Origin of the sequence: Undibacterium sp. KW1 (assembly GCF_009937955.1) — a bacterium.
In the GTDB taxonomy this organism is placed as follows: Bacteria; Pseudomonadota; Gammaproteobacteria; order Burkholderiales; family Burkholderiaceae_D; genus Undibacterium.
The window spans coordinates 3,863,957-3,876,310 of record NZ_AP018439.1; the positions used below are offsets into that span (position 1 = coordinate 3,863,957).

Here is a 12,354-nt window from a genome sequence, read left to right on the forward strand (position 1 = left end):
GAGTAAGACATAAGTGCAGCGGTGGAAGATATTTTTGGAGTCTTCCACTGATTGCTATCATCAGCTCTGAAGTTCGGACAATGATTTTCAGACTTAAGGGCATGAATCAGGATCAAATTCGCCCTTAGTTATTCAAAGCTATCAAGCTCATCTGCTGCCCCACAAACCCATCAAACGCCTCGATCAGAGGCTGATATTTTTCCTCATCCTGTTCCAACTTTATGAGTGCATAACAAGCAGCCTCCAGCGTTGATAACTGATCTGGAGCATGCGCTTTGCGTATGCGGTAGTGCGAGGCTGGCATGTCTTGCAGGCTCAGGCGGGGTAGTTGTTGCAGCAGCGGGTTCAGGTACAGCATCTTGCGGCTTTTGCGCCAGGTCGCATCGATGATCACCAGACGTATGTTCGTCAATGCATGGTCTTGCGCAACAAATTCTGCTGCTTCGTATTGCAGGTCTTGCGCGTCATTTTGCGTGGTTGCAGGATAAAGCAATACAGCCTGCTTGCCATCAGCTTGCAGCAGGCCAGTCAATAATTGTTGATCAAACTGCTCGCCTTCCAGCATGCGTGAATTTTGCAGGCAAAGGTCCAGCAGGCGTGCGCTACCCTTGGCATTGTTGACTTCCAGGGGATGTTGCAACACTAACACTTCGGGTGCATTGGCAATGCTGCAAACCCAGTGGCAGATGCAGGCTGTGGATGGGCGCAGGCATCGTGGGCAGGATTTTCTTTTGGGCTTGGGTTCTGACATGCCAACATTGTGAAGGATTGTTATTTAAGCGGCAAGCTTCAAATGGTTTCAGGCAAAGTCGTAAAGGCATCGTCTATCATGAACAGAACCTCTGACACTTTATTTTAGCCTTATGAAATTCCCAACTATCCTTGCAGCAAGCCTGCTAGTGGCCACCAGCGCTTGCGGTGGTGGCGGTGGCTCGACTGCAGCGACAACTACCGGCACCACGACTACAGGTACCACAACTGGTACTACAGGAACAACTACAGGCACAACCACTGGAACAATCACGGGTACAGGCACCGGTACTACTACGGGCACTACCACTGGTACAGGTACGGGTACTACTACGGGCACGGGCACTGGCACGACGGTCGTCACGCTGGAGAAAAAGGCCGCTGCACTGGCAGCCAAGCTCGGCAAGCCTACGCGTTTTCTGGTGGGCCTGGGCAGTGCCGATCTGGCGGATGTACAAAAGCAAAACATTACACCAGATATCTATGACCAATACCTGGTCGGTGTCGGTGCTGGTTCCTGGCCAACCTGGAACAGCCCTTCTGGTGCTTATGTCCAGATCGTTGCGCAAAATGCCGACAAGCTGGGTGCTATCCCCATGTTCACTTTGTACCAGATGGCCAGCAATGGCGACGGCAATCTGAGCGGCCTGACCAATACGACGTTCATGAAAGGTTATTGGGACAATGTACGTCTGATGTTCCAGCAAATCAAGGCGTATGGCAAACCAGTGCTGGTCAATTTTGAGCCAGACTTTTGGGGTTATACGCAAAGGATATCCAATAACGCCGACCCGGCCACCGTGCCTGCGCAGGTCAACAATAACCCTGACTGCGCGAACCAGCCGAACAGCGTCGCCGGTATCAGCCAGTGCCTGATGCAGATGGCGAGAGCCATTGCGCCAAATGCCTATGTTGGCTTTCCCCCGGCCCTGTTTGAAGACCTGCATTCAACGGCCATGTCTTACATGCTGAAACTGGGTGCCGACAAGGCCGACTTCATCGTCATGCAAACCCTGGACAGGGATGCCGGCTGTTTTGAAACCGTGCCGCAAGTGTCTTACTGCTCGCGCGCAGGCACGGGCTGGTACTGGGATGAGTCGAACCTGACTTCACCTAATTTCAAGGACCATTTTGCGCTGGCCAAAACCTACTATCAGGGTCTGCAATTGCCTGTCCTGTGGTGGCAAACCCCACTGGGCGTGCCATCGACCCAGATAGGCGGCTCGTCAGGTAAATACCGCGACAACAAGGTACGTTATTTCCTCACGCATGCATCGGAAATGGTCGCGGTTGGTGGCCTGGGTGTAGTGTTCAGCACGGGTGAAGTGAACCAGACTTCCATCAATACCGATGGTGGGCAGTTCAAGACTTATTCAACCAGCTATCTGGCCAAGCCTGCTGCCTTGCCATGATATAAGACATGCCAACACATGCCAGCCTTGCTTGCACAGGCTGGCATTTTTCAGTTGATTTCTACCAGCGGGATGTGTTTCTGCTTCTTCCCTTCCGGTAGTCTATCCATGGTTTGCCTCGCAATGCTGCCGCGTATCTCTTTGAGCCTGCTAGCTTCCCTGTACAACAGGTTATGACTCTCAAACGGTATCATCTTGCCGTCAGGCAGAGCGAAATGGATACAGGATTTTTTCAATGCGCGTACGTCCAGGGAATAGGCGTCCATGAACTGCACGATCAGCACGCGAAAGACATTGTCATATTTGAGGTTTTGCGGCGCCGAGATCAAGGGCAGACAACACATCAATTCAGACAGGCAATTGGCCTGAGACTCTGGCGAATGATTGGTTGAGAAGAGTTTGAAAATCTGGTCTTTCATACCCTGCTTTAAATTCTCATCACGTTCAAAGACGATGGTATTGCCACTACCTTCCACCAGAGATTGCGGGTCAAGATAGCGCGTGAGCGGGACGGTTTTTTCTTCTGTCTTTAAGGCATACGCCATCGCCAGCGTATCTGGGTTACAGGGTACAGGCACGATGTCCTTGAGACTGAACAGGCTGCATTGCTCAGCAATTTTTCTGCGTATTTCTGATACTGTCAATCGATGCAGGCGCGGGTCATAGTTCTCGACACGTCCTGCATCCTGTATTGGTTGCAAGGTCACGCCGCGTACGCATTTTTGGGTCAGCCCAAAATTGATGATGTCGCCTATCTCGTCGTCATTCAAACCTTTTTTCAAGGTCACGACCAGAGTGGTAGATAGATTAACTGCATTCAGGTTTTCCAGCGCCTGCTGGCGTATGCGACGCAGGTCTGCGCCGCGCAAAACCTTGTGTACTTCTGCCCGGAAAGAATCAAATTGCAAATAAACTTCAACACCCGGTGCATAACTTGCCAGGCGCTCAACAAAGGCCTTGTCCTGCGCGAGCACAATGCCATTGGTATTGACCATGACGTGCTTGATAGGACGAGCCTTGGCAGCATCAAGAATTTCCCAGAATTGCGGATGCAGCGTTGGCTCACCACCTGACAATTGCATGACATCGGCTTCGCCTTCATTGGCAACTACCGTATCGAGCATCCTGATAATCTCAGCCAGTGGTTTGTGCTGTTCGCGATGGGTACCGCTCTCGGCATAACAGACCGGGCAATTCAAATTGCAGTTGTCGGTAATCTCCACGATGGACAGGCAGGAATGCTGCATGTGGTCAGGACACAAACCACAGTCATAGGGGCAGCCATATTCCATTTTGGTATTAAAGATTTGCGGCATTTCAGGATGCTTGACGAATACTTCACGGCACAGCCTGTAGTATTCAACATCATCACTGACCAGCACGCGCTCAGTACCATGCGCACTGCACCATTTGTCCATATAGACCTTATCATCCTTGAAGATGATTTTAGCTTCTACAGGGTGAAGGCAGCTGGAACAAACCGAACTGGTTGTGTCGTAAAATAGATAAGGGCGGACTTTTCGGGACATATTATTTTTTACCCTTATAGTTAGTAGGATCGGGATATTCCTGCTCTGACTGACGAATTGCCAAACGAAGCTCTTGCGCTATTGCTTTGGCTTCCTTGATCTGCTCCGAATTCAATGTGGCAGCAAATTCTGAGGCACGTTCCCTGTAGTATTTGGGGTAAGGACTGCGCGAGTTATCCAACAAATAAAGGAATGCTAAAGTTTTTGCATCTGAAAAATCTTCATGACCGAGCAAGCGCCATGCTTTTTTCTTTGAAAACAAAGATGTCCCGCCGCAATGCGTGATAGATCTCGTCAACCAAAGATCAGCAATTCGTTCATTTTTTGAAACATATTTTCCATCCAGATAGATGTTCTTCAAATCTTGGGCTGGATAATTCAACTTTTGCGAAAATGATGCAGCACATATTTTCCTTGCCGAATTTTCTATTAACCTTACCCCTTCAGAATAAGAGAGTTCTATATCTCCTTGTTCCAGCGTAATCTGGCGGTCACTTTCGACAGGCGAGCCTTGAAGTAATAGCCATCCATAATAATACTCAGCATCTGGATGTCCATCATCCGCAGCGCCTTTAATCAGTGCAATTCCCTTTTTGACGTCTTTTGGAAAATATCCAATATTCTTCAAATACTCTATACCAAGTTTGGTTTTGGCAGCAGGGTCATTTGCATTTGCTGCAATCACCAAATTATTATATTCAAGCTCGTACTTCCTCCTGCTTTCTTCTCTTGCAAGTTCCGCTTTCTTTGCAATCTCTTCTTTTTCCTGTGCAGTTAATTCTCTAGGAACGCTGACTGGATTTGTATTATTCCTCGAGCCAGAGCTAGAGCTCGCCATCAAATAATGCACACAACCAGTCCCGCCTATCAAACTCAGCGCCACCATCAACATCGCAATACGCGAATTTCTATTAAGGTTCGAGTCCAAATTTCTCTCCTGTATTCAATCTAAGCATCTGCCGCACAAGCAAAGGTAAGTAAACCACAAGCGCAATAATGCACAAAACCTGTATGCCACTCAAACAAGAAAAATAATAGTAAGGCACAGGTTTGATACCATCGATGAGCAAGCGCCAGAACAGGTAGCCAGCGAGGTACATTTTGAACATCAGGCCAGACTGACTTTGCCATACCTGCCTGCGTCGTAATAAAAAACCGCCCCATGCCAGAACAAAGATCATGTCGTAGATCTGGGTGGGATGACGTGCGATACCATCGCCGAAATCGATACCCCATGGCAGACCCGTGGCATTGCCATAGGTGCCGTCGTTGAGTCCTGCCAGGAAACAGCCTATGCGGCCTATGACCGTCGCCACCATCAAAGGTAAAACAAAATTGTCGCCGGTTGATTGCGGTTGTTTGAGCAGGAACTTGGCAAACTCGACACCGATCAAACCACCCAGCAAACCACCGACGATGGATTGGCCTGACATCAATATCTGCAAGTTAGCTGTTGCTGCCGCCCACATGTGTGGGAACTCCATCCAGAAGGCTGCTTTATTGCCTATTGCAGCACCCAGTACACAGCCTATGATCACACCATAATGTCCGGGTGCCAGTATGCCTGCCTGCTGCTGGTATGTGCGCTGACGGCGGTATAACTGCACACCAATGGCAATTGCCAGCCATTCAAAAATGAAATGCAAAAGATGGGCGGTACTTGCTGAAAATACGTAAAGTTTCATTGAATGAGTATCTGGAGAAGCACGTGAGCAAGGTTGCCAGCATGCACTAAGTCTGGCCCAAGTCTGGCCCAAGTCTGGCCCAAGTCTGGCCTTTCAGTTTTATTTGGAAGCGATTTTTCCAATTAATTTATACAACAGCGCACAAATGAGCAGGCCTGCAACTCCCATTACAAGCGGGATGGTGCTGATAGTAATGACCGCCGTGAATATACCGAGCACGCCACAAGCACCAAAACCTACCAGAGGTATGAAACACAGGAGAATTAAAACTGCACGAAGAAAGTTGTTAAATTTATTCATGGTCGCCATGTCGATCAGACTTAATCAATTAGCATGATAGCGCAAGTAATCAACATCGCCTGTTTTACTCTACAAATAAACCAGCGTCAAAATAATGTGCACTTGACACAGAGTTTCAACTTAGCCTGGCTCTTGCTTGTCAGGATCAGATTTGTGCGTAGATACAAAAAGCTTTTTGAGCAGAAAGCCACAAACAAGGCTGATACTTAAACCCAGCGCAGTCAAACCCAACACTGAAAGATTGAATGGTGTTCCTGCTAAAAAAGTTAAACCGAGAAGACCACAAGCACCAAAGCCTATCATTAATATCAGGCAAATCAGCATCGCGATGACGCGGACAGTTTTTTGCAAACTCATGATTTTTATCCTGTATTTGTACGCTGCTGGAGATTTTCACGTATGGTTTGCACACTGGTTCTGAACAATGCAGCCAGATTTGCATCCTTGTTTGCGTCAATGACTGCCTGCATGATTTTACTGGCAGGAACGAGGCTAAAAATGACTGGCGGCGCATCTGCAGTAGTCATGACAAAGATGCGTTGCTGGTCGTTATCGATCACTGCCCATTTCAAACCTGTCTCTTGTACCAAGGCATCGGCAAATACTATTTCCAGTGCCTGCACTTCATGTACTGGCCGTGCTTCTATTGGCTTTTGCTGCAAGATCACTTCGATGATTTTGAGCTTGCCTTCTACAGTGTCAAACTGTGTTCTCGCTTCTGGCAAATATTGCTGTCTGACCCAATCTCTCAATGATTCTGCTTTGAGGATATCGGCAGTAGAAAAATATTCCAGGTTTTGTGCCGCGTTGGCCGGTAGCGGTAAAGAAGATTGTGTCAGCCCCAGCTTCTTGCACTCAATATAGGCCCATGCAGCGCCAACCAGCAATCCCATGGTGTGCGCCCAGTTTGCGATAGGGCCAAGCAAGCCGGTCCAGCACAACACAAACCAAGCCAGCATCATATTCACTGTGGCTTTGCGCATGATGCCGTTAAAGGCGGCGTCATAGCGGCCACGTATCCAGACATAGGAAAATAAGCCATATATAACCCCAGACATGCCGCCAAAATAAGGATTATCTGTGAGCAGGTATTGTGCGATATTTGAAATGACTGCCGTAACCAGGAAGAAGCCCAGATAAAAGCGCGGGCCTTTTCTGTTTTCAATGACGATGCCCAGATCCCACACCCACAGCAAATTAAAGATCAGATGTATGGGGCCGAAATGGATGAAGGCAGGTGTGAGCAAGCGCCAGACCTGGCCTGAAAAAACATCGGCGAACCCGGCATGATCCGGGTCTGTTATGAAAAGAATGCGCAGGTTTTCTATTTCTCCACCAAAGCTGGAAGTGAGTGCAACCAGAGCACTCAGCGCAATCAGCGCGATGGAAACGCTGGAATAGTTTTTAAATTTTGTCATGAATGATGATTGAATGTACCTGGCAGGCATCAAGCCGAAAAAACCCAGCCAGCAGAATACTTCACACAACTAGCGCAGCTCTTCTATCAATCTCAGATTGTCGTCAAAATTCCAGATACGGCGTATTTCTATAACGTCATACTGAGCTGCGATATTCGGCGGGAAGGCGGCGTATTTGGCATTCACGCGGACGATACGGCGTACTGCCTCATCGATGTCGGCACGCCCACTGGAACGCAAGATAGTGATTTCTTCGACGCTACCATCACTACGTATGGAAACCACCACTACAGGGTCGCCACGCGCCCTGTCTTTGGAAATCTGCGAATAGTTCAGATTGCCATTGCGCTCGATTTTTTGCTTCCAGCTATCGATGTACAAACGCAAGGGAACATCTTTGTCCTGGCTGCCAAACAGGCTGCGGCGACGCGGTTTTTCTTCTGCGTCATTACGTGGCAAAGGCGGCGTACCACGCAGGACATCGAGCCCGCGTGCCTGGTCCCTGGCCCGGTTAGCCAGGTCACCACCGGTAATATTTTTAGGCAGGCTGAACGGGTCAGATTTATTCCCCTGATTACTGCCATTGCCCGGCGTGGTAGCAGAGCCATTGTTTTGCTGCCCGGTGTTTGGACCGGGATTGATGCCGGTATTTGCAGACTGGTTATTGGCGGCGACCTGCGCAGCAGCTTTGGCAGCGGCAGCAGCCTGTGCCTGTGCCTGTGCCTGTGCCTGTGCCTGTGCCTGTGCCTGTGCCTGTGCCTGTGCCTGTGCCTGTGCCTGTGCTTGTGCTTGTGCTTGTGCTTGTGCTTGTGCTTGTGCTTGTGCTTGTGCTTGTGCTTGTGCTTGTGCTTGTGCTTGTGCTTGTGCTTGGGCCTGGGCCTGGGCCTGGGCACGCTGCTCGTCTGCTTTTTGTTTTGCAGCCAGCTCTTCGGCTTTTTGTTTCGCTAATTGTTCATCCTGTTTTTGTCTGGCGACTTGCTCTTCTTGGTGTTTTTGACGTACCGCAGCTTGCTGACGCTGTTCTTCCTGCTTGCGTTTTTCCGCTTCCAACGCGACTTGCTGTTCTTTTTCTTTCAACTGTTGTTGCTCTTTGGCTTGCTGCTGTTCTTTCTGTGCCTGGGCCAGTTGCTGGGATTTTTGCTGTCTTTCTTCTTCCTGGCGCTTATTGTCGTCCTGGCGTTTTTGCTCTGCCAGTTTGACTTCTTCAGCCTGGGCTGCTTCGCGTTGGGCGCGGCGGTTTTGTTCTTCTGCTTCCAGTTGTTTTTGCAGGGCCAGTGCGGCTGCCGCCTTGCGGCTGGCTTCATCAGCGAGTTTGCGGTTTTCTTCGTCGAATTGTTTGCTCAATTGCTGGATGTCTGCCTTGCCATTGGCATCGCTTTGCTGCGCCAGTTCCTCGGCCTGCTTGCGCATCTGTTCTTCACGCTTTTTGCGTTTTTGTTCTCTTGCCTGTTCTTTGGCAGCTTTTTCTTGCGGTGTTTCCTGCTCCACGCCTTCTTGCGCTACGTTGTCATATTGCTTTTTAGGATCGGGTTCTGCATCTGCTTTTTTGGGCAGGTCATCGGGATTAGGGACAGCCATGGCGAAGCTTTCTTCACGGGCTATATCCTGGGTGATCACACGGGCCACATCTGGTGCCATGACTTTGCGCTGCTGGGCCTGGGGTGGAGCCGTGTTGGCTTTGGTTTTTTGAGGAGCGCGCGGCTTGCTGGCAACTTTGGTCTGTACCGGTGCGGGAGCAGGTGCCGCCTTTTGTGGTGCAACCAGGCGTATCCCAGAAGTGGCAGCCTTGCTCTCGTTTTTTGCAGTTGCGCCACTTTCTTTCACGCTGACTGCGGCGGTAGTGGATGCGGGTGCAGGATCAGACTTGGGGGTGACAGGTGTTACTGGTGTCATCGGCGCTACTGGTGCCGATGATTCAGCCGCAGCGCTGGCAGCGACAGGCTTGTCATTATTAGCTGGTGTTGAATTGGCAATCTGTACCGTGATTTGTGGTGACTCAGCCCTGCGTTTGTTCCACGGCGCTTCCACGCCGGGCATACCCAGGCCAGGCAAGCCAAACTGTAAACACAAAATAAATATATGTATGGCGAGAGAAATGAGCAAACCGCCAGTCAGGCGCTGCTTGATCTCTTTGGGCATGGCATTTTCAGTGTGGTCTGGATACAGATTCATGCAACAGGTTCAATTTTCTCTCATGGCTGAAGATTATCGCATGGTCAAAATGCGAAACGTACTTTACCATCTGTATGCATCAAAAAAGTGCTTCAGCATCAGAAATTCACGATTTGAATTTGATGGCCCACCAAACAGGAGCAAAACATGACCCCTCGCTTTCGCATCCTCTCCGCCTCTGCCCTGCTCTGCCTGACTAGCCCTGCGCTGGCAGAAGTTATCAATATAAGTAGTAATGGTTTCCAGATACGTCATGAAGTGCTGTTGAATATACCATCTGAAGAAGCCTACGAATTGCTGGTGAATGTCAGCGGCTGGTGGAATCCTTCGCATACTTATACCCTCAATCCCAAAAACCTGAGCATAGACGCCAGGCCTGGTGGCTGCTTTTGTGAGAAATACCCGCATGGTGGCGGAGTACAACACATGAGCGTGGTACATGCAGCACCTGGCAAAGCCTTGCGCATGACAGGCGCACTCGGCCCCATGCAGGCACACGGTCTGGCTGGCAGCATGAGCTGGGATTTCATCCCGCAAAAACCGGCTGAAGCGGGCCAGCCACTGAGCAAGCTGGTACTGAGTTATAGCGTGGGCGGCTATATGGCAGGTGGTTTTGAAAAAATGGCACCGATGGTGAATGCCATGCTGGGTGAACAGATTGCCCGCTACAAAAATTTTGCCAATACCGGCAAGGTGGATTAGCAAATCTGCACTCTGTGCGTAGGATCATATTGCCAACATGACTATGCTGATTTCGTCGTCCGCCTGCTGAATTTGTGTCAAGACAGATACAACTGTTTTGCCTAAGCTGACGTAGCTAATCATTTTCTCATGAATCAGGTTTTATTCTGCATGGAAACCCTGATTCAGCAAACTCATCCCATACTGGCAAAATACATGAAAAAAATCTCAGTCATTGATTCGCATACTGGTGGCGAACCTACCCGGATTATTGTTGATGGCGGCCCGGATCTGGGCGCAGGTGACCTGGCTACCCGCCTGCAAGTATTTCGTGATCAATTTGATCACTACCGTTCTGCCACCGTCTGTGAACCGCGTGGCTCTGATGTCATCGTCGGCGCGCTGGCTTGTGCACCGCATGACCCATCCTGCACGGCGGGGGTGATATTTTTCAATAATGTCGGATATCTGGGTATGTGCGGCCACGGCATGATAGGCTTTATCGTCACCCTCGCCTATCAGGGCAAGATCAAGGCAGGCAAGCATAGGATAGATACACCGGTCGGCATCGTCGAGGCAGAGCTGCATGCCGACAACACCGTGACCGTGCACAATGTGCCCGCATACCGCTACCGCCATGCAGTAAAGATCGATGTGGACGGACATGGGCAGATCAGCGGCGACATTGCATGGGGCGGCAACTGGTTCTTTTTGATCAACCAGCACGGGCAAGACCTGCGTCTGTCAAATGTAGAACAACTGACAGACTTTAGCTGGCGCGTCAGACAGGCACTGGAAAACCAGGGCATTACCGGTGAAAACGGTGCACTGATCGATCATGTCGAGTTATTTGGCCCGCCACTTTCAACAGACAACCATAGCCAGAACTTTGTGCTCTGCCCCGGCAAAGCTTATGACAGATCACCCTGCGGCACTGGCACCAGCGCCAAACTGGCCTGTCTGGCAGCGGATGAAAAACTCAAGGAAGGCCAGGTCTGGCGACAAGAAAGCATACTGGGCAGCGTGTTTGAAGCCAGCTATCGCCATGCGGCAGATGGCAAGGTCTTGCCAAGCTTGCGTGGCAGCGCTTTTGTGAATGCAGAAGCACAGTTATTGCTGGATGAACGCGACCCCTTTGTCTGGGGCATACGTCAATAAGCACGTCTGCAAACTGATCCCGGTAAAAGTGCGGGATCAGTTTGCGATATCATTCAGCGCAAAGTATTAACGCAAAAACCGTCCATCTTTGGACACTACAGTCAGCTCTGCATAATCAGAACCCTGGTGGTTATTCTTGCTAAAGTTGACGATAAAGCCATCAAAGTCAGTACGTCCCATACCCTCTAATGCCGTGATCAGACGCTCGCTGTTGACATCCTTGCCTGCGCGCTTGATGGCTTCGACAAACACCTTGGCATCCAGAAAACCTTCTATACCCAGATAAGAATATTCCTTGACGTTCATCTTGCCCATGACCTTTTGGTATTCACGTACCAGGGCTGTCGTGGCAGAGTAAGGGAAAGGCAAGACCTGGGAAATGATGACGCCCACACCGTCCTTGCCCAGTGCTGTAATACCAGCCTGTGATGCCAGTACCGATAGGGCAAAATACTGCATGCCCTTGACCTTCTTATTGAAGGCCTGGATAAAATCACTGGATGGCTTGCCTGCGGTGATCAGGATGATAGTCTGTACATCGGCCGCTTCCATGGCACTGACAGCCTTGTCCAGATCAGAAGAATCGCTGTTGATACTGACTGTTGCCGTCAACTTCAACTGATGTTTGGCGATAGCCTGTTCTATGCCAGCCAGGCCTTCCTTGCCGAAGGCATTATTCTGTACCACCACCCCTATCTTCTTGATGCCACGCACGTTCAGGTGATCAATGATCTTTTCTGTCTCTGTCGTGTAACCCGCGCGGATATTGAAGATGCGGCGGTTAAATGGCTTGCGCACCACATCAGCACCGGTCACCGGGGCAAAGCTCAGGATATTGGCTTCTTCCAGCACTGGCAGCAAGGCGGTATTGGCAGGTGTGCCCAGCATGCCGAACAGGGCTACGGCTTTTTCTTTTTCTATAAGCTGTTTTGCATTTGCCAGTGACTTCTTGGCGTCATATGCATCATCCAGGGTGATCAGGCGTATCTTGCGGCCATTCACGCCCCCCTGTGAATTCACATAATCAAAATAGGCTTTGGCACCGGTGGAGTGCGCAACTCCCAGTTCAGCCAGGATGCCGGTCAATGCAGTTGATTGACCAATGACGATGTCATTCCCATCTGCATGGACACTCACACTACAGCACAACATCAAATTGACGAGCAAAAGCCTTACCATCGCTTTGCAGCGATTTAATTTTACGAACATATTGTCTCCAGTATTTTCTTTCCCTTTGTGCTGGATGCCA

General features: G+C 50.0%; 12 protein-coding genes. 3 read left to right on the plus strand and 9 right to left on the minus strand.

Annotated features, from left to right (window positions below; translation table 11 throughout):
- Positions 1-124: 124 nt before the first annotated feature.
- Entirely contained in the window at positions 125-751 is a 627-nt protein-coding gene (locus UNDKW_RS17310) for a tRNA-uridine aminocarboxypropyltransferase (protein WP_162059687.1), read from the minus strand.
- Positions 752-863: 112 nt separating this feature from the next.
- Here UNDKW_RS17310 and UNDKW_RS17315 point away from each other — a divergent pair, with 112 nt between their 5' ends.
- Entirely contained in the window at positions 864-2,162 is a 1,299-nt protein-coding gene (locus tag UNDKW_RS17315; RefSeq protein WP_232063020.1) for a hypothetical protein, read from the plus strand.
- A gap of 50 nt (positions 2,163-2,212) precedes the next feature.
- Here UNDKW_RS17315 and UNDKW_RS17320 read toward each other — a convergent pair whose 3' ends face one another.
- The 7 genes from UNDKW_RS17320 to UNDKW_RS17350 all read right to left on the minus strand — a co-directional run bounded on the left by UNDKW_RS17320 (position 2,213) and on the right by UNDKW_RS17350 (position 9,266).
- A complete protein-coding gene (locus tag UNDKW_RS17320) occupies positions 2,213-3,691 on the minus strand; it encodes a radical SAM protein (RefSeq protein WP_162059688.1) in 1,479 nt (492 codons plus the stop codon).
- Between the two features lies 1 nt (position 3,692).
- Positions 3,693-4,619, minus strand: coding sequence for a tetratricopeptide repeat protein (locus tag UNDKW_RS17325; protein WP_162059689.1), 927 nt, complete (start codon positions 4,617-4,619; stop codon positions 3,693-3,695).
- Complete coding sequence (locus tag UNDKW_RS17330; protein WP_162059690.1) at positions 4,603-5,376, minus strand: prolipoprotein diacylglyceryl transferase family protein; 774 nt, start codon at positions 5,374-5,376, stop codon at positions 4,603-4,605. The genes UNDKW_RS17325 and UNDKW_RS17330 overlap by 17 nt, the downstream gene beginning before the upstream one ends.
- A gap of 99 nt (positions 5,377-5,475) precedes the next feature.
- Positions 5,476-5,685 carry a hypothetical protein gene (locus UNDKW_RS17335; protein ID WP_162059691.1) on the minus strand — a complete coding sequence of 70 codons (210 nt, stop codon included), beginning with the start codon at positions 5,683-5,685 and terminating at the stop codon, positions 5,476-5,478.
- Between the two features lie 111 nt (positions 5,686-5,796).
- Entirely contained in the window at positions 5,797-6,033 is a 237-nt protein-coding gene (locus UNDKW_RS17340; protein ID WP_162059692.1) for a hypothetical protein, read from the minus strand.
- Positions 6,034-6,038: 5 nt separating this feature from the next.
- Positions 6,039-7,094: a rhomboid family intramembrane serine protease gene (locus UNDKW_RS17345; protein WP_162059693.1), complete on the minus strand. Its 1,056-nt coding sequence runs from the start codon at positions 7,092-7,094 to the stop codon at positions 6,039-6,041.
- Positions 7,095-7,163: 69 nt separating this feature from the next.
- Entirely contained in the window at positions 7,164-9,266 is a 2,103-nt protein-coding gene (locus tag UNDKW_RS17350) for a TonB family protein (protein WP_162059694.1), read from the minus strand.
- Between the two features lie 147 nt (positions 9,267-9,413).
- Between UNDKW_RS17350 and UNDKW_RS17355 the strand changes: the two genes are divergently transcribed.
- Positions 9,414-9,968, plus strand: a complete 555-nt coding sequence (locus UNDKW_RS17355) for an ATPase (protein ID WP_162059695.1) — start codon at positions 9,414-9,416, stop codon at positions 9,966-9,968.
- Between the two features lie 195 nt (positions 9,969-10,163).
- Entirely contained in the window at positions 10,164-11,105 is a 942-nt protein-coding gene (locus UNDKW_RS17360) for a 4-hydroxyproline epimerase (RefSeq protein ID WP_162061996.1), read from the plus strand.
- Between the two features lie 66 nt (positions 11,106-11,171).
- On the opposite strand, the gene UNDKW_RS17365 is transcribed toward UNDKW_RS17360, so the two are convergent.
- On the minus strand, positions 11,172-12,314 hold the full coding sequence (locus UNDKW_RS17365) for an ABC transporter substrate-binding protein (RefSeq protein WP_162059696.1): 1,143 nt from the start codon (positions 12,312-12,314) through the stop codon (positions 11,172-11,174).
- Between the last annotated feature and the right edge of the window lie 40 nt (positions 12,315-12,354).